Origin of the sequence: Acidovorax sp. Leaf78 (assembly GCF_001422735.1) — a bacterium.
Classification (GTDB): domain Bacteria; phylum Pseudomonadota; class Gammaproteobacteria; order Burkholderiales; family Burkholderiaceae_C; genus Acidovorax.
Window position 1 is genome coordinate 165,360 of record NZ_LMLZ01000006.1, and the last position, 22,279, is coordinate 187,638.

The 22,279-nt window shown below is 66.5% G+C and carries 21 protein-coding genes; 5 read left to right on the plus strand and 16 right to left on the minus strand.

The window, feature by feature from the left end:
* Positions 1-9 precede the first annotated feature (9 nt).
* The 4 genes from ASF16_RS06510 to ASF16_RS06525 form a co-directional block, all read right to left on the minus strand.
* Entirely contained in the window at positions 10-303 is a 294-nt protein-coding gene (locus ASF16_RS06510) for a type II toxin-antitoxin system RelE/ParE family toxin (protein ID WP_056164518.1), read from the minus strand.
* Positions 300-575 carry a DUF1778 domain-containing protein gene (locus ASF16_RS06515; protein WP_056164521.1) on the minus strand — a complete coding sequence of 92 codons (276 nt, stop codon included), beginning with the start codon at positions 573-575 and terminating at the stop codon, positions 300-302. The genes ASF16_RS06510 and ASF16_RS06515 overlap by 4 nt, the downstream gene beginning before the upstream one ends.
* Positions 576-637: 62 nt before the next feature.
* Positions 638-946 (minus strand): NIPSNAP family protein, encoded by a 309-nt coding sequence (locus ASF16_RS06520; RefSeq protein WP_056164522.1) that lies wholly within the window; start codon positions 944-946, stop codon positions 638-640.
* Positions 947-958: 12 nt separating this feature from the next.
* Positions 959-1,651: a glutathione S-transferase family protein gene (locus tag ASF16_RS06525; protein WP_056164524.1), complete on the minus strand. Its 693-nt coding sequence runs from the start codon at positions 1,649-1,651 to the stop codon at positions 959-961.
* Positions 1,652-1,861: 210 nt separating this feature from the next.
* On the opposite strand from ASF16_RS06525, the gene ASF16_RS06530 reads away from it, so the two are divergent.
* On the plus strand, positions 1,862-3,682 hold the full coding sequence (locus ASF16_RS06530; protein WP_082516777.1) for a diguanylate cyclase: 1,821 nt from the start codon (positions 1,862-1,864) through the stop codon (positions 3,680-3,682).
* Positions 3,683-3,733: 51 nt separating this feature from the next.
* On the opposite strand, the gene ASF16_RS06535 is transcribed toward ASF16_RS06530, so the two are convergent.
* Entirely contained in the window at positions 3,734-4,315 is a 582-nt protein-coding gene (locus tag ASF16_RS06535; protein ID WP_056164526.1) for a 5-formyltetrahydrofolate cyclo-ligase, read from the minus strand.
* 14 nt (positions 4,316-4,329) lie between these two features.
* Here ASF16_RS06535 and ASF16_RS06540 point away from each other — a divergent pair, with 14 nt between their 5' ends.
* The 3 genes from ASF16_RS06540 (at position 4,330) to ASF16_RS25990 (ending at position 8,026) form a co-directional block, all read left to right on the plus strand.
* A complete protein-coding gene (locus ASF16_RS06540) occupies positions 4,330-6,312 on the plus strand; it encodes a lytic transglycosylase domain-containing protein (protein WP_056164528.1) in 1,983 nt (660 codons plus the stop codon).
* Between the two features lie 123 nt (positions 6,313-6,435).
* A complete protein-coding gene (locus ASF16_RS06545; protein WP_056164531.1) occupies positions 6,436-7,023 on the plus strand; it encodes a DUF4124 domain-containing protein in 588 nt (195 codons plus the stop codon).
* A 109-nt stretch (positions 7,024-7,132) separates the two neighbouring features.
* Positions 7,133-8,026, plus strand: coding sequence for a hypothetical protein (locus ASF16_RS25990; RefSeq protein ID WP_156371966.1), 894 nt, complete (start codon positions 7,133-7,135; stop codon positions 8,024-8,026).
* 428 nt (positions 8,027-8,454) lie between these two features.
* Here ASF16_RS25990 and ASF16_RS25995 read toward each other — a convergent pair whose 3' ends face one another.
* The 11 genes from ASF16_RS25995 to ASF16_RS06600 all read right to left on the minus strand — a co-directional run bounded on the left by ASF16_RS25995 (position 8,455) and on the right by ASF16_RS06600 (position 20,451).
* Entirely contained in the window at positions 8,455-8,874 is a 420-nt protein-coding gene (locus tag ASF16_RS25995; protein WP_156371967.1) for a hypothetical protein, read from the minus strand.
* The gene (locus ASF16_RS06555; protein WP_056164538.1) at positions 8,871-9,593 is read right to left on the minus strand and encodes a hypothetical protein; all 723 of its coding nucleotides are present in this window, start codon (positions 9,591-9,593) and stop codon (positions 8,871-8,873) included. The genes ASF16_RS25995 and ASF16_RS06555 overlap by 4 nt, the downstream gene beginning before the upstream one ends.
* A gap of 141 nt (positions 9,594-9,734) precedes the next feature.
* A complete protein-coding gene (locus ASF16_RS06560; RefSeq protein ID WP_056164541.1) occupies positions 9,735-10,670 on the minus strand; it encodes an MBL fold metallo-hydrolase in 936 nt (311 codons plus the stop codon).
* 253 nt (positions 10,671-10,923) lie between these two features.
* The gene (gene rbsD, locus ASF16_RS06565) at positions 10,924-11,316 is read right to left on the minus strand and encodes a D-ribose pyranase (RefSeq protein ID WP_056164544.1); all 393 of its coding nucleotides are present in this window, start codon (positions 11,314-11,316) and stop codon (positions 10,924-10,926) included.
* Complete coding sequence (rbsK, locus tag ASF16_RS06570) at positions 11,313-12,266, minus strand: ribokinase (protein ID WP_056164546.1); 954 nt, start codon at positions 12,264-12,266, stop codon at positions 11,313-11,315. The genes rbsD and rbsK overlap by 4 nt, the downstream gene beginning before the upstream one ends.
* Positions 12,263-13,282 carry a LacI family DNA-binding transcriptional regulator gene (locus ASF16_RS06575; RefSeq protein ID WP_056164548.1) on the minus strand — a complete coding sequence of 340 codons (1,020 nt, stop codon included), beginning with the start codon at positions 13,280-13,282 and terminating at the stop codon, positions 12,263-12,265. The genes rbsK and ASF16_RS06575 overlap by 4 nt, the downstream gene beginning before the upstream one ends.
* Before the next feature lie 43 nt (positions 13,283-13,325).
* Entirely contained in the window at positions 13,326-14,318 is a 993-nt protein-coding gene (locus ASF16_RS06580) for an ABC transporter permease (protein WP_056164551.1), read from the minus strand.
* Positions 14,315-15,997: a sugar ABC transporter ATP-binding protein gene (locus tag ASF16_RS06585; RefSeq protein WP_056164553.1), complete on the minus strand. Its 1,683-nt coding sequence runs from the start codon at positions 15,995-15,997 to the stop codon at positions 14,315-14,317. The genes ASF16_RS06580 and ASF16_RS06585 overlap by 4 nt, the downstream gene beginning before the upstream one ends.
* Positions 15,998-16,181: 184 nt before the next feature.
* Positions 16,182-17,135, minus strand: coding sequence for a sugar ABC transporter substrate-binding protein (locus ASF16_RS06590; protein WP_056164555.1), 954 nt, complete (start codon positions 17,133-17,135; stop codon positions 16,182-16,184).
* Between the two features lie 718 nt (positions 17,136-17,853).
* The gene (locus tag ASF16_RS06595; protein ID WP_056164599.1) at positions 17,854-19,536 is read right to left on the minus strand and encodes an AMP-binding protein; all 1,683 of its coding nucleotides are present in this window, start codon (positions 19,534-19,536) and stop codon (positions 17,854-17,856) included.
* A gap of 126 nt (positions 19,537-19,662) precedes the next feature.
* Positions 19,663-20,451 (minus strand): hypothetical protein, encoded by a 789-nt coding sequence (locus ASF16_RS06600; RefSeq protein WP_056164558.1) that lies wholly within the window; start codon positions 20,449-20,451, stop codon positions 19,663-19,665.
* 234 nt (positions 20,452-20,685) lie between these two features.
* Between ASF16_RS06600 and ASF16_RS06605 the strand changes: the two genes are divergently transcribed.
* A complete protein-coding gene (locus ASF16_RS06605) occupies positions 20,686-21,582 on the plus strand; it encodes a triacylglycerol lipase (protein ID WP_056164560.1) in 897 nt (298 codons plus the stop codon).
* The last annotated feature ends 697 nt before the right edge of the window (positions 21,583-22,279 follow it).

Consider the following 22,279-nt stretch of genomic DNA (forward strand, 5'->3'; position numbering starts at 1 on the left):
GGGCGGGGTTCAGCGCTTGAAGCCCGCCTCCCGCTGGTTGCGCACCGCCAATACAAAAACGGTGTCGATGTCCGCCACGTAGTGGTACAGCGCCACGTACCCGCGAGACGCCCGACCGATCACCAGTTCGCGCTTGCCACCTTGCACAGGCCGACCGATCTGTGGGCTGTGGGACAGGATCTGCAGGGCGTCCACGATGGCGCCGATGCGTTCGGGCGCACTGCCCGGGTCGTACTGGGCGATGTGGTCGAAGAAGCGGTCGAAGTCCTCCAGAACCTCTGGCGCCAGTTCGATGCGGGTCATGCCTTGGCGGCGGGTTTGCGAGGCTGCTCGCCCTGGGCTCGGGCGGTCAGGTAAGCCTTGGCATCGTCCCACGCCACCGTCTTGCCGGTAGCGCGAATGCGTGCCCAGCGCTCGTCGGCCAGGGCGTGGAATGCGTTGTCCTGCTCCACTTGCTCCACCTTCTGGGCCAAGGCCTCCAGGATGAAAGCGTGTGCCGTCTTGCCGACTTGCGCTGCCGCGGCGTTGATGCGGCTTTTCATCTCATCTTCAAGGCGAATGGTGGTGGTGGACATGGGGGGCTCCTGCAGGAAAAGGCAATGTAGCACATTGGTGCTACATCGACTCAACGCGTTTCTCAGGCAAACACCGGCCTGAAAAAGCTCCGCTCATAGCTCACGATGCAGCCCGTCTCTTCGGCATAGCGGAACGCCGCCAGGCACTCCGCGTCCTGCATCGATTGCTGGCGGTACACCTCGTAGGCCGCCAGGCTGTCGAAGGTGAACAGTGCCAGCGCGACGTTGTTCGCGCCCTCGCTGGGCATGAAGTAGCCGTGGTGCTGGCCGCCGAATTTCTCGACCAGCGGAATCCAGAGCTTGCCGTAGTGCTCGAACTCCCGGAGCTTGCTGGTATTGAGCACATAACGCAGGTAGATGGTGACTGCCATGGGCGGGGCTCCTCAGCGCTGGGCGGGGGCCAGGCGGTAGGGTTCCTCGAAGTCGAGGAAGTCCTTTTCGGCCAATGCGTCGTCGATCCAGGCCTTCACGCCGGGCAGGGCGCGCACGCGCTGCACGTAGTCGGCGATCTGCGGCGGCAGGGGCAGGGCGTAGGTGGCCAGGCGCATGCACACGGGGGCGAAGTACGCGTCGGCGATGGTGAACTCGCCGAACAGCATCGGGCCGCCATGCTCGTCGAGCAGCGCGCTCCACATGCCCACCAGGCGCTGCACGTCGGCACGCACGCCGGCGTTGTCGCGCCACAGCAGCGCGCCGGTGTCGGGCAGGTCGGCCTCGATGTTCATGGGGCAGTTGTTGCGCAGGGCCGAAAAGCCGCTGTGCATTTCGGCGCAGATGCTGCGCGCGCGCGCCCGGGCCTTGGGGTCGGTGGGCCAGAGCTTCTTGTCGGGGTGCGTCTCGGCCGCGTATTCGGCGATGGCCAGGGTGTCCCACACCACCAGGTCGCCATCGACCAGCACCGGCACCTTGCCGGTGGGGTTGACGGCGCCGATGGCGCGCTTGAATTCGGAGTCCGCATCGAAGCTGTCGAAGCGCACGCGCACCTCGTCGAAGGCGATGCCGGCTTGGCGCAGCAGCACCCAGGGGCGCATGGACCACGAGGAGTAATTCTTGTTGCCGATGTAGAGCTTGAGCATGGATGAAAAAACCTGGTGCCGGGGTAAGGGGCATTGATGCTACCGCTGCCACGGGCCGCGCATCCATGCTGAATGACCCGCCATTTGATGCCATCTGCGCATCAAAGCCCAAAAAACCGCCCATTCCGCCCGGCTGGGGAATTCCTCGGTGCGGCACAATCTGCCGCTTCCGAGGTGGTTTCCCGCCCGATCTTTGCCGGGCCGGCTTCGATGACGCTGTCTTTTTTCTCTTTGTTTCTCACGCTCGTGGGCCCGCGGTGGCAGCGCAGCAGCGGGGCCGCACGGGCCATCTTCCTGGCGTGGGCCGCCATGGCGCTTTGCGCAGCAGCTCACGCGCAGCCCGCGGGGCGAGACGCTCCGGCCCCTGTTGCCCAGCACGCTGGCGGCATGCTGGTGGTGCCCTTCATGGGCATGTTCGAGGACAAAACCCGCCAGATGACCATCGAGGCCGTGCGCCAGCCCGAGAACGAGGCGCGCTTTGCGTACCCGGAGAATGCGCTCAAGGGTGCCGAATCGGACCGGGTGCTGTGGTTCCGGCTGCGCCTGCAGCTGGCCGACCCGGCCGATGCGCTGCGCGAGTGGCTGCTGCTGGTGCCCACCGTGTCCACGCACGAGCTGCGGTTCTACGGCCCCTACGACGCCCAGGGCAAGGCGCTGGCCGAGCCGGTGGTCACGGGCATGCGCCACCCCTGGTCCACGCGGCCGGCGGGGTCCGAGCAGATGGCCTGGCGCTTCAAGCTGCCCGACGCGGGCGTGTACACGGTGTACTTCCGGGTGGAGTCGACCTTTGCGCGGTTCTATGCGGCCTCGGTGTGGGACCTCGCGGACTACCTGCAGGCCACGCAGGACAAGCGCATGTTCGACGGCGTGTGCTACGGCCTGCTGCTCGGGCTGGTGGTGTTCAGCACGGTGATGCTGCTGGTGTTCCGCGAGAGCATCTACGCGTGGTACCTGGTGTCGTGCGCCGGGGCGCTGCTGGCGCTGGCGGGGTTCAACGGCCACACGCTTCGCTACCCGTTTGCGCACTGGCCCGAGGCGGCGGGGTTCTTCTACAGCGTGGCGCCGCCGCTGTGGGCCATCTCCAAGCTGATGTTCGGGCGCAGCCTCCTGCGGCTGTCGCACTTTGCGCCGCGCCTGGACAAGGTGGTGCTGGCCATGGTGGCGGCGCTGGCGCTGGCCACGGTGTACGGGCTGCTCGGGTCGCACCCGCTGTGGCTGTTCCGCCTGGTGCAGGCCTCGGTCATGGCGTCCACCGTGGTGCTTACGGCCGGTGCGGTGATGGCCATGCGGCGGCGGTACTGGCCGGCCGTGCTGTATTCGGCGGGGGTGACCCTGCTGCTCATCGGCATCTGCGCCATCGTCGTGGCCAGCTGGGGCTGGGTGGCCTGGACGCCGCAGCAGATGGACATGACCCAGACCGTGCTGGTGGCCGAGTCCATCGTCTTCGCGGCCGCCATGGCCTCGCGCGTGCGGCTGCTGCGCAATTCGGAAGAAGCGCTCACCGTGCGCACGCAAGAATTAGTGGAGGCGCTGGGCACCGACGCCCTGACCGGCGCCGCCAACCGCGCCGGGCTGGCCAGCCGCGCTGGCGCCGCCATCGCGGAGAACCGGCCGTTTGCTTTGTTGCTGCTGGACCTGGACGGTTTCAAGGGCGTGAACGACACCCACGGTCACGCCGCGGGCGACGTGGTGCTGGCCACCATGGTGCAGCGCCTGCGCGCCCAGTTGCGGGCCGAAGACATGGTCGCCCGCCTGGGCGGCGATGAATTCGCGGTGCTGATCGCCGGCGCCCCGCCGCGCGACGTGATCGCCGCCATGGCCCGCCGCATGGCTGCCAGCGCCGCCGAGCCCGTGATGTTCGAAGGCCGCGCACTCACCGTGGGCATGAGCCTGGGCATCGCCAGCCACCCGGTCGACGGCGTGACCCTGGCCGACCTGCTGCGCGCCGCCGACAGCGCCATGTACGCCTGCAAACGCCGCCCTGCCGGTGGCGAGTGCTATGCCTTCGCCTCGGAACTGCGGGTGGGCTGAGGCAGCGACCCGGCGGTGCCGGGCGCCGTCACAGCAGGCGCTGAAGATGTTTCAGGGGGAGCCCACCGGCCAGACCACGCCGTTGTCGTTCAGGATCGCGTCGAGCGGCAGGTCGAACTCTTCCGGCTCAAAATCGTCCAGGTACCCGTTGGTAAAGCCCAGCCCCACCGTGAACGGCTTGGGCTGCAGCGTGGCCAGCGTGCGGTCGTAGAAACCGCCGCCATACCCCAGCCGGTAGCCGCCCGGCGCATAGCCCACGCAGGGCACGAACAGCAGGGTGGGCACGATGACCTCGGTGTCCTTGGGCTTGGGGATGCCGTAGGCGTCCTCCTCCATGGGGCAGCCGGGGTACCAGGCGTGGAAGGTCAGGGTCTTGTGCACCTTGTTGACCACCGGCAGGCCGATGCGGCGCAACTGGGGCTCGTCCAGCAGTTCGCCGTCTTCCTTCCAGCGGTGCAGGGCGGGCAACGGGTCGAACTCGCCCTTGATGGGCCAATAGGCCCCGATCACCGTGTCCGGCCGGTTCACCAGCCAGATGCGCATGACCTGCTGTAACAGGTCGGACCGCTGTAGGCGGTCGGGCAGGTTCAGGCGTTCTTCTACCAACGCGCGCCGCAGGGCTGCTTTGTCCATCAGATAATTCCCCCATGCAATTGTTTCGAATTCTGACACCGCTTCTCGCCGGCGCCCTGCTGGCCACCGCCGCGCCCCTTGTCCAGGCGCAAAACCGTGGTGACGATACCCTGCTCGAGATGCAACAGGCCTTCCGCAAGGGAGACCGCAAGAGACTGGAGCAACTGCTGCCCTCGGCGCGCGGCCACGCGCTGGAGCCCTGGGCCGCCTACTGGGAGCTCAAGCTGCGCCTGGGCGAGGCCTCGCCGGCCGAGATCCAGTCCTTCATGCAGCGCTACGCCGGCAGCTACCAGGAAGACCGCCTGCGCAACGACTGGCTGCTGCTCTTGGGCCAGCGCCGCGACTGGGCGCAGTTTGCCGAGCAGCACCCGAGCTACCGCATGTCCGACGACCGCGAGGTGCGCTGCTACGCCCTGCTGATCGACCAGATCAAGGGCACCGCGGCCGCCAACGTGGCCGACGACGTGCGCAGCAACTGGTATGCCCAGCGCGACGGCGACGACGGCTGCACCCACGCCGCGCGCGAGTTGTACGGCTACAAAAAGCTTTCGGCCCTGGACGTGTGGCGCAAGGCCCGCCTGGGTATCGAGGCCAACCGCCCGCGCGTGGTGCGCACCGCGGTCGAGATCGTCTCGCCCGACTCGCTGCCCCAGGTCAAGGACGTGCTGGACTCGCCAGCCAAATACCTGCTGTCCCGCGCAACAGCTTCCGGCAAGGCCAAGCAGGAACTGGTGCTCCTGGCCTTGCTCAAGCTGGCCATCGGCGACCCGGAAGGCGCCGCCCAGCAGCTCGATACCAAATGGGGCGTGCACCTGTCGGCCGAAGAGCGCAACTGGGCCTGGGCCGTGATCGGCAAGACCGCTGCGCAAAGGCTGGCGGGCAACGCCCACGGCTACTTTGCCAACGTCACCAAGGACACCGACCTGAACGACGACCTGCTGGGCTGGAAGGTGCGCGCCGCCCTGCGCGCCGGCCAGTGGAATGCGGTGGGCAAGGCCGTCACCGCCATGAGCCCCGAAGGCCGCCAGGACAGCACCTGGGTGTACTGGAAGGCGCGCTCGCTGCTCGCAGGCCGCGTGACCGACGCCGAACGCGCCGAGGCCCGCCAGCTGCTCGAAGGCATCGCCAGCACGCGCGGCTTTTATGAGCAACTGGCGCTGGAAGAAATCGGCCAGCGCATCACGGTGCCGCCTGCGCCCGCGCCGCTGACCGCCGAAGAAAAAGCCGCCGCCCGCGCCAACCCGGGCCTGAACCGCGCGCTGTACGCCATCCTGCTGGGCCTGCGCACCGAAGGCGTGCGCGAGTGGAACTACACCACCAACCTGCACCAGAGCGGCGGCATGCCCGACCGCGAACTGCTGGCCGCCGCCGACTTCGCCTGCCAGCGCGAGGTGTGGGACCGCTGCATCAACACCAGCGAGCGCACCAAGAGCGTGGTGGACACCACCCAGCGCTTTCCCACGCCGTTTCGCAGCGCGGTGGTCGAGCGTGCCAACGCCATCGGCCTGGACCCGGCGTATGTCTACGGCCTGATCCGCCAGGAAAGCCGCTTCATCATGGACGCGCGCTCCCACGTTGGCGCCTCGGGCCTGATGCAGGTCATGCCCGCCACCGCGCGCTGGACGGCCAAGAAGATCGGCATGAACAACTTCACCGCCGACCAGATCAACGACCGCGACACCAACATCACCATCGGCACCGCGTACCTCAAGCTCGCGCTGGACGATTTCGCGGGCTCCATGCCCATGGCCGCAGCCGCCTACAACGCCGGCCCCGGCCGCCCGCGCAGCTGGCGCAACGGCCCGGTGCTGGACGCCGCCATCTGGGCCGAAAATGTGCCCTTTGCCGAAACGCGCGACTACGTGAAAAAAGTTCTGGCCAACACCACCAACTACGCCGCCATGCTCACCGGCCAGCCCCAGTCGCTCAAGAGCCGGCTGGGCACCATCGGCCCGCGTGACGCGGCCGCGCCCGAGGTGAACAAGGACCTGCCTTAATTCGTGCAGTGGGCAGGTCTGCGGTTTTGCGGGTTTGCAAGGAATGCTATAAAAATAAGAGCTGCTGCCGCTGGATGAGCAAGCGGTAGCGCCATTTTTCAATCAAAGATGGAGGGAGTGGAGATGATGAAGAATCTGCAGTGGCTGGCCATGGCCGCCGTGGTGTCGGGGCTGTTCGGGGGCGCGCACGCGCAACCCGTCTACAAGTGGGTGGACGCCCAGGGCAAGACCCACTACGGCTCCCAGCCGCCGCCGTCCAACGCAGACGCCGAGCCGCTCAAGCTGCAGAGCAACAACGGCGCCACCAAGAGCGTGTCGTCGTCATCCGCGTCCGGCAAGCCGGGCCAGCAGTACAACGCCGACGGCACCAAGAAAGTCCCGAAGGACGTGGAAGAGTTCGGCGAAGACATGAAGAAGGCCCTGCAGAAGGTGGACGGCAAGCAGGTGCCCCTCAACTGCTCCGCCGCCGTGGGCAACATCCACGACCAGGCCGACACCATGCTGGAAGTGGGCCAGAAGAACGTGCGCGACGGCTACATGAGCAAAGCAGAGTTCGATAAAACTGCCCCCAAGATCCGCGAGGCCCGGGGCAAGTACAGCGTGTCGGACTGCCAGTCATCGTCGGGCAACAAGAAGCTGTTTTACCAGTGCATGTCGAGCAGCAACAACCATGTGATGGGGTGCGATAAGCAGCACAAGCATGGGGAGTGAGATGTAGCTGAATCGTTGCAGTGCTTTCCGCGTGGGGAGATTTGACAAGTGGAGTGCCTGCGATCAGTTCGGCGGCTGCTCACATCACTGCCGATCATTTTGGAAGGATATGACAGGTAAGAAACGCACGCCGCACCCGCCAGAGTGGTACGCACCTGACGCTTATCGTTCTGCAGAGTTGTTGGACGCAGAGGATTGGTTGCTCAACCTCACGCTTCGTTGTTGGTTGCATCGTGATGCGCAGCCGCGCACTGAAGAAGCATTGAGGCAGGCTGGTCCAGTGCTACAGCGCAAAAATGATTCCCAGATCAAGCAGATGCATTTGGCGGACATCCATCGTTGGGTCTACTCATTTGACTGGAGCAAATGGAACGATCCACACGAGGCGTTTGAAGATGCATGTGAGCGCCCCTCGTTGCCATCTGATGTGTGGACATCCCTACGTGCAGGCGCCGTGCCAAGCGGTATCGAGCCCCTTAGCGTGAGCGCGCTGTACGTTTTCGAGAATATGCTTCCTGACGAGATAAGAGCCCGGGGAAGGCGTATGCAAGGTGGCGACTATTCTGCAAAGGGTCCTCCCGCGTTCGCGGGGCGGCTTGATGATGCGTTCCCGCAGCCTATGGTGAATCGCTTTGTTCGGATTGATTTGTCTCTGTCCGATGATGTTCTTCGCGCTGACCTTGATGCGTTTCTCTCTGCTGAGCGTCGGGGTCTGGCAAGCATAGGAGGAGAACAGCCCTATCGTGAGGCTGCTCGCTTAAAGCTGAAAGTTCATAACCTGCTTACTTTGGCAAAGATCGGTCTGCTCCAGTTCCTTGATCTGGACCGCTGGCAACGTGCGCAGGGTCTTGATTTGAGCTTGTATGCCGTACGAGAAATGGCGGGAGTCGTCGATCGCTCGCGCGAGAGCGAACTGCGCCACCGTGTGAATTTGACCCTGAACCAGATGCAACTACATGCTTGGTTTGCGCGGTTGCAAAGAGGAGGTGGTAGAGCACGATGATCTTGGATAGAACTTTCGCGCCGATCTTCCTGCATACATGTGGTCGCTTGCGAAAGACGATAGGTATCAGTCCAGCTCCTTGTAAAGCGGTGGACCGCCATCGATGATCAACCGAGGTATCTATGAACAGCAAGTCCAAATGTGTTTACGCAAGCTTCAAAAGTGACCGGGAAAGGTTGTTGGCACTCATATCCCGCGATCTCCGAATGGTGGCGGTATCGGTGGCCTGTGCTGCAGCAACCGGGGGGAGTGCTGTGATGGATGTGTTCACCCGCTGGCTGTAGGCTAGATCGACAGGGTCATTCCCTTTACGCGGCCATATGTCAAATCGTGGGGCGTTTGATCGTTGTGTGAGGATGCTGATCGTAGTTTGCAAGCCGCATCTTGGAACTGCCGTCGAGTGGGACGGGGCGTGAGTTCTCGTCAAGCTAGCCGATTTGCGTGAACCGCTTAGCCGTGCTCCAGGGGACTTCCATTGCCACCCTATCAGTGGCACAGGCTTGTTCAACAATGCGTGGCCACCAATGAACTAACTGAGCTGTCATTTCCCAATATGGCTTGCTCGCCCAAGATTTTTGCAGAACGAAAACGGAAAGTCCGTACTGTCGCTGAACTTGGCGTTCTGCTCCGTTTTGCTTGCGAAACCCGTCGCGCGAGATGATGGTCCAGCGCGTGCCTCGCTCTTCGCCGAGAGCGGTCAGCCATTGGATATCGGGCGTATGGGCAGGGAATTTTGTGGTCAGGTGCACGACTTCGCCCACCTGACCCGGATCAAATCGACGGTCACCCAGTTGAGCGACTGCAGCCGCCCAGCACGGCGGCAAATTGTTGTCAAAAATGAAATTCAATGAACTGTCCGCTTGAGGTTTTCCTCGAAGCGGATGGCTGCTGCCACTACCTTTGATGGTACGTCATACACCCGGGATGTGGCCGACAGTGCCTTGGTATCACTCCCCTCCGCCATATACGCCTGATACAGCACATTGGTCGGTGTCCCAGTTGCGTCAATGATTGGCGCTCCAAACTGGCGCGCCGGATCTATCACGATGGGGGATTTCCGTCCAGCCGGGAACCAACGGCTAGCCTGCTGCTGCTTCTGGTCGTATTCCAGACCATCGTAAAGCGAGGGCGTAATGATTTCTTTGAACACCGACTGACGGTCTCTCAAATCAACTAGTGAATTCTCTTGTAGCTCTTCGTGCAACGCTTCAGCGTAGATGGTGCGTCCATCAGTTTTGAAGCGTGGCAAGGACATAGGATGTGAAACACCGAACAAGTCCGATGCGGTGGTCAAGCATCTGCGTATAACGCGTAAGGAGACCCCGTGCTGAGTGAATTTGCGTATGAAGCGCAACTCAACCAAGTCACGGAATCCGATCACATCCTCATCAAATTGTTCGTCAGCCAATTCATGAGTCCAAAGTGGCGCCATGTCCACGCGCGAAGCCGCATCGCCTGGCGTCTTTCGGTAGTGGTAGCCGAAGAGCCAGCGACGGATATCCCGTGTTGGCACGCTTATCAAGCGTGACGCTTCTGGGATGGAATAGATGCCTGTGCCGCTGTACATAGAGCTCTGATTTTAAGCTGTGCCATCAAATCTTAGGGAGCCTGATATTGGGAAAAGAGGTAGGACTGCAGCTGCACCCGCGGGAGATCGAGGTAGGGCGGCATAAACCCGAAATGCGCTGGAAAGTAACCTCAGAAGCTTTCACACGTTGTGCAGCACGTCCCCCTGCCGCACCGCCGCCCCCGACCGCACCAGGTCCTGCGCCAGACTCTGCAGCCACGCATCCTCCTCCTGGTCCCCAAAATGCGTCTCGCGCAGCATGCCGAAGTACGGTGTGCCCTGCGCCCAGGCAGTCAGGTCCGCCATGCGGATCTGCTGCCACTCCAGCAGCTTGTATTTCAGCAGCACCTTGGCGGCATAGAGTGCGTGTTTGGTGGGGTTGCGCACGAAGCCGTCCAGCCTGCGGCGTGCGCCGTCGATGGCGCGGGGGGCGTCGGTGAAGACGGGGCCGTGGCCGGGGATCACCACCTGGGGGGCCAGGGCCTCGATCACGTCCAGCGTGGCGGCCACCTCGGCAAACGCGCTGTCGCCTTCCAGCTCCGGGAAGACGACGCCGAAGCCGTTTTCCCACAGCGCGTCGGCCGAGATCAGCACCCGGTCCTGCGGGCTGAACAGCACCACCGAATGCGGGTCGTGGCCGGGTGCGGCGTGCACTTGCCAGGGCTTGTCGCCCAGCAGCACGCAGGAGCCGGGGTCGAGCAGGGTGTCGGCGCGAAACGGCGGGCATTCTTGGCCGGTGGGGGTGTAGCTCAGCGCGTAGGCGTTCCACTGCCGCACGTGGCGCGCCTGCCCGGGCGGGATGGCCGTCAGCACGCGGGGCCAGGTTTGCTGCAGGGCTGCGTTGCCGCCGCAGTGGTCGCTGTGCAGGTGGGTGTTGAGCACGCGGTCGAGCGCTCGGCCCGCCAGCGCGTCCTGCACCAGGGCCACGGTCTGCTCGGCGTGGCTGCAGTAGCCGGTGTCCACGATGGCGGTGTCGTGCTGGCCGATGAAGAGGATGTTGTTGGCCGACAGCCAGCCGCGCTCCAGGACGGTGATCTCGGGCGGGAGCAAATCGTGGGGCGCGGGGCTGTGGGGCATGGGTGGCGGGGCGTGGGGCTGGCGGCGGGCCGGTGGCCTTGTGAGGCCCGGGCCGCCCGGGCTGGCGTGTCAGAACGAGGTCTCAATCCAGCGTAACCCAGCCTGCGCCCCTGGCGGGCTATGCAAAACCCCTACGCGGCGTCTGCGGCGGGCGCTGTCGATGGGGACCGCAAGCCGAGGGCCGCCCCGCAGCGAGGGCGTCGTCCCCCTCAGGGGGAAGGCGCCGCAGGCGACTCAGGGGGCGTCTGTCCCTTCAGAACGTGACGCCCGCCACCAGGATCACGTTCGCGTACGGCGTGCACTCGCCGGTGCGCACCATCACGCGGGCTTGTCGGGTCAGGCGTTTGAAGTCTTCGTGCGGCATCTGCGCTGGGGGCACGGGCAGCGCGGCGGACCAGCCGGGCTGGATGCCGGCGTGGCGCTCCACGGCCTCGGTGGCGATGATGGCTTTTTCGACCTGCATCTCGGCCAGCACCACGCGCAGCACGTCCACCACGGCCGGGATGCCGGGGGTCAGGGCCAGGTCGATGCGGCGCGGCCCGTCGGGGATGGGCAGGCCCACGTCGCCGATGACCAGCATGTCGCCGTGGCCCAGGCTGGCGATGGCGTGGGAGAGTTCGGCGTGCAGCAGGGTGGTGCGTTTCACAGGGCGGTCCAGTCGGGCGGTTGGGGGCTCTGCGCCACGGCGGCGCGGGTGGGGATGGAGGGCTGCGCGCCGTGCTGCGTCACGCACAGCGCGGCGGCGCGGATGCCTTCGCGCACGCCGGCATCGAGCGGCTCTCCGCGCGCCAGCGCCACGGCCAGGGCGCCCAGAAAGGTGTCGCCGGCGGCGGTGGTGTCCACCGCGCGCACGCGCATGCCCGCGTGGTGGCGGCAGCCATCGGCGTCGGCCGCTACGGCGCCCGCGGCGCCCAGCGTGACCACGACCTGCGCAGGGCCCCGGCCGCGCAGCGCCTGGGCGGCGGCGGCGGCGTCCTGCGGGCTGTCCACGGCCACGCCGGCCAGGGCCGCGGCCTCGACCTCGTTGACCACCAGCGTGTGCACCAGGGGCCAGAGCGCGTCGGGCAGCGGCTGGATGGGCGAGGGGTTGAGCACCACCGGGCAGCCCGCGGCATGGGCCTGCTGCGCTGCTGCCACGACCTGCGGCATGGGCGTCTCGAACTGCACCACCAACCCGCCGGCACCGGGCAGTGCGGCGCCCAGCGCGAGCGCGTCCAGCACGAAGCGGCCGTTGGCGCCGGGCACCACCACGATGCGGTTCTGGCCCGTGGCCTCGACCGTGATGGCGGCCACGCCGGTGGTCGATTCAATATCGGTTTGCACGCCGCTGTGGTCGATGCCGTCGGCGGCCAGGCCTGCGCGCAGCTTGCGGCCGTAGCCGTCGTCGCCCAGGCGGCCGAAGAGGTGCACATGGGCGCCCTGGCGCGCGCAGGCCACGGCCTGGTTGCCGCCCTTGCCGCCGGGCACCAGGTGCAGGCCGTCGGCCAGCACGGTCTCGCCAGCCTCGGGCGCGCGGGCGACCTGCAGCACCAGGTCCATGTTCAGGCTGCCGACCACGGCGATGCGGGGTGGGGTGTTCACGATGCCCGTACTCATGCTGCGGCTCCCGGGGCAGGTGCCGTGGACGAGCGCACGCGCAGCTCGGGCTGCAGCATCACCTTGCGCACGTCCTGGCGCTTGCCGTCGATGCGTTCCAGCAGCATGTCCACCGCCAGCGCGCCGATGCGCTGCTTGGGCTGGGCCACGGTGGTGAGCGGCGGGCTGGTGAAGGCGGCCAGTTCGATGTCGTCGAAGCCGACGATGGACAGCGCCTCGGGCACGCGCAGCGCGCGTTCGTGGGCGGCGCACAGCGCGCCCATGGCCATGAGGTCGTTGCAGACAAAAACGGCGGTGGGCGGCTCGCTCGCGCGCAGCACGGCGTGCATGGCCTCGTACCCACCCTGGCTGGTGAAGTTGCCGTGCCACAGCAGACCGCTGCCGTCGCCGCAACCCGCGTCGGCCAGCGCGGCGCGCCAGCCGGCAATGCGCTGTTCGCTGGGCGCCAGGCCCGCGGGCCCGCCGATGCAGGCGATGCGGCGGTGGCCCTGGGCCAGCAGGTGGCGCGTGGCCAGTTGGCCGCCCTGCATGTGGGCGGTCTCGACCAGGTCGCAGGGCAGCTCGGCGATCTCGATCTCGCGGTCCACCAGCACGGTGGGGATGGACAGGCCTGCCAGTTGCGTGGGCAGCGTGGCGTCATGGCCGGTGGAGACGACGATCAGCCCGTCGATGCGGCGCTCGGCCAGCACCTGCAGGTAGCTGCCCTGGCGGTGCGCCTCGTCGTTGGTGTTGCACAGGATGACGTTGTAGCCCGCGCCGAAGCACCGGTCTTCCACGCTGTGCACGATTTCGGCGAAGTAGGGGTTGGAGCTGTTGGGGATCAGCATGCCCAGCGTGCGCGTGTTGTTGCTCTTGAGGCTGCGCGCGATGGCGCTGGGCACGTAGCCCAGGGCGCGGATGGCTGTCTCGACGCGCGCGCGGCCTTCGGGGCTCACGCGGCGCGTGCCGTTGACCACGTGGGACACGGTGGTGACCGATACGTCGGCGTGGCGCGCAACGTCCTTGATAGTAGCCATGGGGTGGAAAAGCGGATTCGGTGGAGTTGGGGCGAAGGTGAGGTCAGACGGCGGCGCGGCGCTGGCGCAGCGTGTCCACGATGACGGCGGCCACGATCACGCAGCCCGTGATGATGCGCTTGCTCGGCTCGCTCGCGCCCACCTGGGCCAGGCCCGCCTCCAGCACCGCGATGATCAGCACGCCGAACGCGGTGGTCACCACCGAGCCGCGCCCGCCCATCAGGCTGGTGCCGCCAATCACCACCGCGGCGATGACCTGCAGCTCCATGCCCGAGCCCGCGTTGGGGTCGGCCGCTTCCAGGCGCGCCGACTGCATGAGGCCCGCCAGGCCCGCGAGCAAGCCCGTGAGCGCAAACACGATGATGCGCACCGGGCGTGGGTCCACACCCGCCAGGCGCATGGCCTCTTCGTTGGTGCCGATGCCCACGACCGAGCGGCCGAACACCGTGCGCGTGAGCACCAGCTGCGCCACCACCACCAGCACCAGCGCGATCAGGAAGGCCACCGAGATGCCGCCGAAGAACGGCGCGGCCAGCCACGAGATCGCATCGCCCACGTACTGCGTGCGCGAGTCGGTGACCAGGTAGGCGCTGCCGCGCACGGCTTCGAGCATGCCCAGCGAGACGATGAACGAGGGCAGCCGCCAGGCCACCGAGATGGAGCCCGTGATCGTGCCGCACACCAGGCCCGTGGCCAGCGCCAGCGCGGCCGCGGCCGGCACCGTCCAGCCCCATTGCAGGATGGCGGCCGCCGACGTGGCGGCCGACAGCGCCATCACCGAGCCCACCGACAGGTCGATGCCCGCGATGATGAGCACGAAGGTCATGCCCACCGCCATCACGGCCAGGGCCGGGATCTCGTTGGCGATGGTGATGAAGGTCTCGGCGCTCCAGAAGTATTCGGACATCCACGAGAACAGGCCCACCATGCCGGCCAGCACGGCCAGGAGCCCGAGGTAGGTGCCAAGCTGGCTGCGCCACACCGGGGTGGAGCGCGGGGCGGGGGATGCGGTGGGGGAGGGGGCTGCGGCGTTCATGCGGTGGCGGAAGAAGATTCGGAAGAAGAGGGTTCGGTCGCGACGGCGGGCGGCTCCGTGGCGCGGCCCGCCATGTCGGAGAATGCGGCGGCCAGCAGCGACTGCTCGGACCACTCGCCGCGCTCGAACACGGCCACCAGGCGGCCGGCGCTCATCACGCCGATGCGGTCGGCCATGGCCATGAGCTCGCGCAGGTCGGACGACACCATGAGCAGCGCGCGGCCTTCGTCGGCCATCCGGTCGAGTTCGGTATAGATCTCGGCGCGTGCGCCCACGTCCACGCCGCGCGTGGGCTCGTCCAGCAGCAGCACGCGCACGGGGCGGTGCAGCCAGCGGGCAAACACGACCTTTTGCTGGTTGCCGCCCGACAGCTGGCCCACGGGCTGCTCGCCGTCTTTGCAGCGGATGCTGAGCGTGCGCACAAAGCCCTGCACCAGCCGGTGCTCCAGCGCACGCTGCAGCCAGCCGCCGCGCGACACCGCCGGCAGGTCGGACAGCGTGGCGTTGATGCGGATGGGCTGGGCCAGCAGCAGGCCCTGCGACTTGCGGTCTTCGGTGACCAGGCCGATGCCTGCGCGGATGGCCTGCAGGGGCGATGCAAAACCCTTGTCGATCTTGGTTGCTACTGTTTTTGTAGCTGCTTGCGCTTGTCCATCCAGCGGTAGGGGCTGTTTTTGGTCTGAATCTGAGGCTGAATCGGAACCATGCAGCGTGACGCTGCCCCGGTCCGCGCGGTCCGCGCCGAAGAGCAGGCGCACCAGCTCCGTGCGGCCCGAGCCCACCAGGCCTGCCACGCCGAACACCTCGCCTGCGCGCAGGCTGAGGCTCACGTCCTGCACGGCGGTGCCGCGGCCGATGCCGCTCACTTCCATCACCACCGGGCCGGCCGTGCGGCGGGGGCGGTGGTCCAGGTCGTTGACGGAGCGGCCCACCATGCGGCGCACCAGGTCGTCCTCGGACAGGCCGGCCATGGGCAGCACGTCCACCAGCCGGCCGTCGCGCAGCACGGCGGCGCGGTCGGCGATGCGGCGCAGCTCTTCGAGCCGGTGCGACACGTAGACGATGGCCACGCCGCGCGCGGTCAGGCGCGCGATCTGGTCGAACAGGTAGGTGGTCTCGCGCGGCGTGAGCATGGCCGTGGGCTCATCGAGCACCAGGATGCGCGTGTCGTCCTGCAGGTTGCGGGCGATCTCCACTATCTGCTGCTGGCCGATGCCCAGTTGCGACACCGGCGTGGCCGGGTCGATGGATTCGAGGCCGATCTTGGCCAGCTGCGTGCGCGCCGCGGCGTGCAGCACGTCCCGCTGCAGCCAGCCCGCGCGGTTCGGCAGGCGGCCCAGCAGCAGGTTCTCGGCCACGGTGAGCGTGGGCACCAGGCCCAGCTCCTGCATCACCATGCGCACTCCGTGCTGCTCGGCCTCGCGCCGCGTGGCCGGGGCAAAGGTCTGCCCCGCCAGCCGCATGCCGCCGCGCGTGGCGGGCGTGAGGCCGCAGACGATCTTGGACAGCGTGCTCTTGCCCGCGCCGTTCTCGCCCGTGAGCGCCAGCACCTCGCCCGCGTTCAGCGCCAGCGTCACCCCGTCGAGCACGGTGGTGGCGCTGTAGTCCTTGCCGACCGCGTCGATGCACAGCAGCGGTGTGGGTGGCGCGGGCGGGGGGGTTGTGGGCGTTGGGGGCATGGACTGAATGTTGTGTATCGGGGGGCATTCCCCCACCCGTTCGGGCTGAGCCTGTCGAAGCCGGGGCGCGAACGTGGCGCTCCCTTCGGGCGGGCCCAGGACAGGCTTGTCAAGGCCTCGCGTGGCGCTTCGACAAGCTCAGCGTGAACGGTTCCAGGTGGGTGGATTTCGACTCGCCAAGAAGTTACTTGCTGCCCTTGGTCACGAGCACCACGTCCGTCTTCACCGCAGCCGGCAGCTGGTTCTGCGGCGTCTTGGCAGCCAGTGCCTTCTGGGCCAGCTCGATGCCGAACACGGCCTGCTTGGCAGCGTATTGGTCGGCAGTGGCCAGCACGCGGCCGTCGGCCAGCATGGGCTTGATGGCGCCGATGTTGTCGTAGCCCACCACCTGCACCTTGCCGGTCTTGCCCGCGGCCTTCACGGCGGCCACGGCGCCCAGGGCCATGCTGTCGTTGCCGGCCAGCAGGGCCACGAGGTCAGGGTGCTCGCGCATCATGCCGGCGGCCACGGTGTTGCCTTTTTCGATCTCCCAGTTGCCGGACTGCACGCCCACCACGGTGATGTTGGCGGCCTTCATCGCGTCCTGGTAGCCCAGGGTGCGCTGCTGCGCATTGAAGGTGGTGGACACGCCTTCGATGATGCCCACCTTGTCGCCAGCCTTCAGGCTCTTGGCCAGGTGGTCGCCCACGAGCTTGGCGCCCTGGCGGTTGTCCGGGCCGACGAAGGGCACGGTGATGTTCTTTTCCTTCAGCGCATCGGCATCGAGCTGGTTGTCGATGTTGATCACGATCACGCCCTTGTCGATGGCGGCCTTGACGGCGGGCACCAGGGCCTTGGAATCGGCCGGGGCGATCACGATGGCGCTGGCCTTTTGGGCCACGGCCTGCTCGACCATCTTGATCTGGGCGGCGGTGTCGGTCTCGTTCTTGATGCCGTTGGCCACCAGCGTGTACTCGCTGGCGTGCGCCTTCTGGTGCGCCTTGGCGCCGTCTTCCATGGTGCGGAAGAACTCGTTGGCCAGCGATTTCATGACCAGGGCGATCTTGGGCTTGTCCTGCGCCAGTGCGGGGCTGGCGAGCATTCCACCCAGCACGGCAAGGGCGGCGGCGGTCTGAACGGTACGGCGGGTGAAGTGCATGGTGTCTCCTGTTGGAATGGGGTCGAGAGCGTCAAGAACGAACAAACGGAACAAACAAAACCGACAACGGCGCGAGGGATGCGAGCCGAGCCCCGCAGGGCCAGGCATGGCATTTCCAGGTGCGCGGGACCCATGGACAAACAGCCAAGGATAAGCGCCCGATCGCCTTGTGGTCCGCGGATCATAACGAAAGCAAACGTTTGCGCAAACGTTTGCTAGTCGGTGAAAACCCGGAGATAAGGGGAATTCAAGTGGGGGCGGATTCGAGTAGGGGAGGCTGGTGGGGTTGGGCGGATGTACCTACCCACCTGTTCGGGCTGAGCCCTTCGACAGGCTCAGGACAGGCTTGTCGAAGCTTTGCGCGGCGTTTCGACAAGCTCAACGTGAACGGGTTTGGGGAATGCGCAAGCAGATGGCGAGAAGACGCCGCACGGATCAGCATTCGCCCCATTCCAAACCGTTCGGGCTGAGCCTGTCTAAGCCTCGCGCGGCGCTTCGACAGGCTCAGCGTGAACGGGTCGGGGGTGTGCACCAGATGACTGGTAAGAAGATGCCGCCCTTATCAGTGCTCATTCACTCCAAGCCGTTCGGGCTGAGCTTGTCGAAGCCTTGCGTGGCGCTTCGACAAGCTCAGCCCGAACGGTGTGGTGCGGGGAATGAAGCAGAGAACCCAACCAGCAGCTGCGCCCCCGTGCAACTGCTGGGCTTGATACGCGCCCTACGCCTTGCGCAGTTCGCGCCGCAGGATCTTGCCGACGTTGCTCTTCGGGAGTTCATCACGGAACTCGATGTATTTAGGCCGCTTGTAGCCCGTCAGGTTTTCCTGGCAGAAGCGGGCCACGTCCTCTTCGCTCAGGGTGGGGTCGTTCTTGATGATGAACACCTTGATCGCCTCACCCTGCTTCTCGTCCGGGATGCCGATGGCCGCGCATTCCACCACGCCGGGGCACAGGCTGATGACCTGCTCCAGCTCGTTGGGGAACACGTTGAAGCCGCTCACCAGGATCATGTCCTTCTTGCGGTCGATGATGCGGGTATAGCCCTCGCCGTCCATCACGCCGATGTCGCCGGTGCGCATGAAGCCGTCGGGGGTGAAGGCCTTGGCGTTTTCTTCGGGCTGGTTGTAGTAGCCAGTCATCACGTTGGGGCCGCGGATGCAGATCTCGCCCGGGTCGCCCTGGGGCACGCTGTTGCCGGCATCGTCCTTGATGGCGATGTCGATGCCCGGCAGCGGCAGGCCGATGGTGCCGCTGAAGGACGTGTTGTTCACCGGGTTGTTGGTGCCGATGGCGCAGGTCTCGCTCATGCCCCAGCCTTCGATCATGGTGCTGCCGGTCACCTTCTGCCACTGCTTGGCCGTGCCTTCGCTGGCCGCCATGCCGCCGGCCTGCGACACGCACAGGTGCGAGAAGTCGAGCGTCTTGAACTGCGGGTTTTGCAGCAAGGCGTTGAACAAAGTGTTCACCGCGGGCAGCATGTGGAAGGGGCGCTTTTTCAGCTCGGCGATGAACTTGGGGATGTCGCGCGGGTTGGGGATCAGCGTGAGGCTGGAGCCCTGGCGGATGGCCAGCAGGCACAGCGTGAGCGCAAAGATGTGGTACAGCGGCAGCGCGGCGATGCTGTTGGCCTTGCTCACGTCGCCGATTTTGGACAGCGCCGGCGTGAACCACGCTTCGGCCTGCAGCGTGGCGGCCACGATGTTCCGGTGGGTGAGCACCGCGCCCTTGGACAAGCCGGTGGTGCCGCCCGTGTACTGCAGGAAGGCGATGGAGTCGAGCGTGGCCTGGCTGGGCGCGAGCGACTTGTGCTCGCCCAGCGACAGCGCCTTCTTGAAAGGCACGACCTTGCGGCCGTTGGTCAGCGGCAGCTCGTATGCGGGCACCATCTTGGCCAGGTGGCGCACGGCGAAGGTGATCCACGTGCCAAAGGCTGCGCCCAGCAGGTCGCCCATGGCGGTCATCACCACGTGCTGCACGGCGGTGCGGTCCACCACCTCGGCCAGCGTGTGCGCGAAGTTCTCCAGGATCACGATGGCGGTGGCGCCCGAGTCCTTGAGCTGGTGCTCCAACTCGCGGGCGGTGTACAGCGGGTTCACGTTCACGCAGGTGTAGCCCGCGCGCAGCACAGCCGCCATGGTCACGCCGAACTGCGGCAGGTTGGGGAGCATGATGGCCACGCGCGCACCGGGCGCCAGGCCCAGGCTCTGCAGGTAGGCGCCCAGGGCGGCCGAGCGGCGCTCCAGCTCGCCATACGTCATCCAGCGGTCCATGCAGACCGAAAACGGGCTCGATGCGTGCTTGCGGAAGGACTCTTCCAGCAGGTGGGCTACAGAGCGGTATTGCTCGGGCTTGACGTCGTGCGGTACGCCCGGCGGGTAGCTCTTGAGCCAGATCTTTTCCATGCGCTTGGTTCCTTCTTCTGCGTGCTGCGTGCGTGTCGGCTTGTGCAGCTTCTGTGCTTGTGTGCTTGCGTGACCCACCGGCCAGAGGGTGGCTGCGAAGATTGTGAAAGCGCGAGGGGCAACCAGCTACCGGGCTTGTCCTAGGGTACGGGCGAGTTGGGTCTCGCAGGTGACACGGTCGGCATCGAAGAGCTCTGCCATCAGCGCACGCTCGCGCGCCTCGATGGTGGCCAGGAACTGCTCGACCCCGCCGCGCTGGCGCGCCAGCTGGCCGAAGGTGTCGAAGCCCGCCTCCAGAAACTGCTGCAGATCGCCCATGCCCGCCGCGTGGGCCGGGGCGCGCATCATGCGCAGCATCATGCGAAGGCCGGGCGTGCGCGTGAGGCGCGCCAGGTCGGTGCCCATGGCCAGCACGCGCTGCAACTGCTGTTCGCGCGCGGCGCGGTCGCCCACCGCGCGCCAGGCGGCCACGTAGCGGGCGGCGTCGGTGGTGTCGTTGCGTGCTGTGGCCGTCGCCGGGCCGCTGATGGAATCGGTGGGGCTGCCGGCTGCGGCGGGCCATGCGAGGCCCATCGCGTGGTCCAGCGCTTCGGTCTGCGCGTGCAGCACAGCCAGGGCCACGGCGGTGTCCACCACCGCCGCCGGGAACATGGTCTGCAGCGTGCCCGCGATGCGGCTGAATTGCTGGTCGCGGGCGGTGTAGTCGTAGTCGCTGTACAGCTCTTCGAGGAAGAATTTGGCGGCAGGGCCGAACGACGGCGATGCCATCAGGTCGGCATACGTGCCCCGGAACCGCCGGGCCTGCAGCGTCTTGACCTGGCCCACCGCCGCGCCGAGCCCCGGGTCGCCCGTGCGGTGCTGCCGCAGGGCGGTGACATCGGCAATGCGCTCACGGATGGTCTGGGCTGCGTCCATGGTGGTGGGGCCTTTGTCGGTCTGTGATGGCGGGCAGTGGCTTTGGCTTTGGTCTGTGCGCGCTCGCGGGGCCGGGCTGCGAGGGCCAGAGGCCGCACAATGCGTCGAGCGGATGACTGGGTGGGTGACATCATCGCATCAGGTGCCTTGCCATAGCCACCCCTTCGGCGATGCCTCCATGGGTCACTTGTTCATCTTCTTTTCTTCCTTCATTCCTTCATTCATCGCAAAACCATGATTGCGCGCTGGCAACGGGCCTTGATTCTTTTCATCCTTGTCGCCATGGCCGCCTGGCTGATTTGGCAGTGGCCCCGCTCGCCCCAGGTGGCCATCGTGGGCGCACTCGTCCCGCTGGCGGTGTACCTGCTGGTGATGGCCGTGGAGTTCGTGCTCATGCACATCACCAACCGCACTGACGCGGCGCCGCGTGCGCGGCTGGCCCAGGTGGTGAAGGCCTGGTGGGCCGAGGTGTGTGTGGCTTTGGCGCTTTTCGGCTGGCGCCAGCCGTTTCGCCACCAGTCCCTGCCCGACTGGCTGCCCGCAGAGCCCACTGGCCGGCGGGGTGTGGTGCTGGTCCACGGGTTCATGTGCAACCGGGGGCTGTGGCTGCCGTGGTTTGCGCCTCTGCGCGCGCGCGGGCATGCCTATGTGGCCGTGAACCTGGAGCCGGTGATGGGCTCGATCGATGAGTACGCTGCCACCATCGAAGAGGCCGTGGCGCGTGTGACGGCTGCCACGGGGCAGGCGCCGGTGCTGGTGTGTCACAGCATGGGCGGGCTGGCGGCGCGGGCGTGGCTGCGGGCGCACCAGGCCGATGGGCGGGTGCACCGGGTGTTGACGTTGGGCACGCCGCATGGGGGCACGTGGCTGGGGCGGTTCAGTCGGGCGGTGAATGGGCGGCAGATGAGTCTGGCGGGGGAGTGGGTGGGGGCGCTGCAGCGGGCGGAGCCTGCGGGGCGGGCGGCCTTGTTCACTTGTTGGTATTCGAATTGCGACAACATTGTTTTTCCGGCGACGACTGCGGCGTTGGCGGGGGCGGACAACCGGTTTGTGGAGGGGGTGGCGCATGTGCAGATGGCGTTTCATCCGCGGGTGATGGGGGAGTGTTTGGATGAGGTGGGGCGGGGGTGAGGCTTCGGTTTCGGTTCGGGCTGAGCTTGTCTTGTCCCACTGCCCGTTCGGGTTGAGCTTGTCGAAACCTGGGCGCTGCTCGCTAGCTCGTTGATTCGGTAGCATGCCTTTGTTGAGGGCGGGAGCCGGGGTGTGCGCCCGGCGGCGCAGTAACTTTCTCTTGCGTCGCCAAGAGAAAGTCACCAAAGAGAAGGCGACCCCAAGTCTGCGACCCCTTCGCGTTGCGAAGGGGCAAACCTGCGTCGGGGCGGTTGCGGGGTGCGCCGNCCAAGAGAAAGTCACCAAAGAGAAGGCGACCCCAAGTCTGCGACCCCTTCGCGTTGCGAAGGGGCAAACCTGCGTCGGGGCGGTTGCGGGGTGCGCCGTGGAACTCACTGCGCGCCGTTGGCGCTACGTTCAGACAGCCACGGCGAGTCAGTTAACGAGGCATGGGCGCTCCGACGCCCATGCTCACCCCGCAACCGCCCCGACGCAGGCGCAGCCACAGGGGGGGGAGCCGAACATCCCAACAGCCGAACAGCCACACGGGCCATCGCGTTGCTCGGCCCCGAACGCGCGGGCGCAAGCGCCACGCGCTGCGCAGGCGGGCCGAGCGCAGCGATGGCCCGTGTGGATGTCCTCTCCCCCATCCCTTCAGGATGCGCCGAGGAGCGCAGTGACCGGTATTCGCGCGTCAGCCAACGCCGTGACCGCGCAC

Excerpts from the sequence above, each read along its gene's own strand:
- ASF16_RS06595 (WP_056164599.1), bottom strand. The coding sequence starts at position 19,536 with ATGGAAAAGATCTGGCTCAAGAGCTACCCGCCGGGCGTACCGCACGAC.
- ASF16_RS06535 (WP_056164526.1), bottom strand. The coding sequence starts at position 4,315 with ATGGACAAAGCAGCCCTGCGGCGCGCGTTGGTAGAAGAACGCCTGAAC.
- ASF16_RS06530 (WP_082516777.1), top strand. The coding sequence starts at position 1,862 with ATGACGCTGTCTTTTTTCTCTTTGTTTCTCACGCTCGTGGGCCCGCGG.
- ASF16_RS06540 (WP_056164528.1), top strand. The coding sequence starts at position 4,330 with ATGCAATTGTTTCGAATTCTGACACCGCTTCTCGCCGGCGCCCTGCTG.
- ASF16_RS06520 (WP_056164522.1), bottom strand. The coding sequence starts at position 946 with ATGGCAGTCACCATCTACCTGCGTTATGTGCTCAATACCAGCAAGCTC.
- ASF16_RS06580 (WP_056164551.1), bottom strand. The coding sequence starts at position 14,318 with ATGAACGCCGCAGCCCCCTCCCCCACCGCATCCCCCGCCCCGCGCTCC.
- ASF16_RS06555 (WP_056164538.1), bottom strand. The coding sequence starts at position 9,593 with ATGTACAGCGGCACAGGCATCTATTCCATCCCAGAAGCGTCACGCTTG.
- ASF16_RS06575 (WP_056164548.1), bottom strand. The coding sequence starts at position 13,282 with ATGGCTACTATCAAGGACGTTGCGCGCCACGCCGACGTATCGGTCACC.
- ASF16_RS06545 (WP_056164531.1), top strand. The coding sequence starts at position 6,436 with ATGATGAAGAATCTGCAGTGGCTGGCCATGGCCGCCGTGGTGTCGGGG.
- ASF16_RS06560 (WP_056164541.1), bottom strand. The coding sequence starts at position 10,670 with ATGCCCCACAGCCCCGCGCCCCACGATTTGCTCCCGCCCGAGATCACC.
- ASF16_RS06515 (WP_056164521.1), bottom strand. The coding sequence starts at position 575 with ATGTCCACCACCACCATTCGCCTTGAAGATGAGATGAAAAGCCGCATC.
- rbsK (WP_056164546.1), bottom strand. The coding sequence starts at position 12,266 with ATGAGTACGGGCATCGTGAACACCCCACCCCGCATCGCCGTGGTCGGC.
- ASF16_RS06600 (WP_056164558.1), bottom strand. The coding sequence starts at position 20,451 with ATGGACGCAGCCCAGACCATCCGTGAGCGCATTGCCGATGTCACCGCC.
- ASF16_RS06525 (WP_056164524.1), bottom strand. The coding sequence starts at position 1,651 with ATGCTCAAGCTCTACATCGGCAACAAGAATTACTCCTCGTGGTCCATG.
- ASF16_RS06510 (WP_056164518.1), bottom strand. The coding sequence starts at position 303 with ATGACCCGCATCGAACTGGCGCCAGAGGTTCTGGAGGACTTCGACCGC.
- ASF16_RS06605 (WP_056164560.1), top strand. The coding sequence starts at position 20,686 with ATGATTGCGCGCTGGCAACGGGCCTTGATTCTTTTCATCCTTGTCGCC.
- ASF16_RS06585 (WP_056164553.1), bottom strand. The coding sequence starts at position 15,997 with ATGCCCCCAACGCCCACAACCCCCCCGCCCGCGCCACCCACACCGCTG.
- ASF16_RS06590 (WP_056164555.1), bottom strand. The coding sequence starts at position 17,135 with ATGCACTTCACCCGCCGTACCGTTCAGACCGCCGCCGCCCTTGCCGTG.
- ASF16_RS25990 (WP_156371966.1), top strand. The coding sequence starts at position 7,133 with ATGACAGGTAAGAAACGCACGCCGCACCCGCCAGAGTGGTACGCACCT.